Here is a 331-nt window from a genome sequence, read left to right as displayed (position 1 = left end):
GACGTTGAAGCCGCTGACCAGGATCATGTCCTTCTTGCGGTCGATGATGCGCGTGTAGCCCTGGTCGTCCATGGTGCCGATGTCTCCGGTGCGCAGAAAGCCGTCGGCGGTGAAGGCGCGCGCGTTCTCCGCGGGCTGCCGGTAGTAGCCGGGCGTGACGTTGGGGCCGCGGATGCAGATCTCGCCGGCCTCGCCCTTGATGGCGATGTCGATGCCCGGCAGCGGCAGGCCGATGCTGCCGCTGAACGCGGGGTTGTTGACCGGGTTGTTGGTGCCGATGGCGCAGGTCTCGCTCATGCCCCAGCCCTCAAGCATGGTGCGGCCCGTCGCC

At 68.0% G+C, this 331-nt stretch carries 1 protein-coding gene; it reads right to left on the bottom strand.

The genetic code is table 11. From position 1 onward, the window contains the following. Nucleotides 1-331, bottom strand: a 331-nt coding sequence (locus tag B2J89_RS22005; protein ID WP_169170886.1) for an AMP-binding protein, incomplete at both ends; no start/stop codon positions are given.

The organism is Acidovorax sp. SRB_24 (assembly GCF_012931925.1).
The sequence above is the reverse complement of the archived record's forward strand: the minus strand, read 5'-3'. Positions and strand labels throughout refer to the sequence as shown.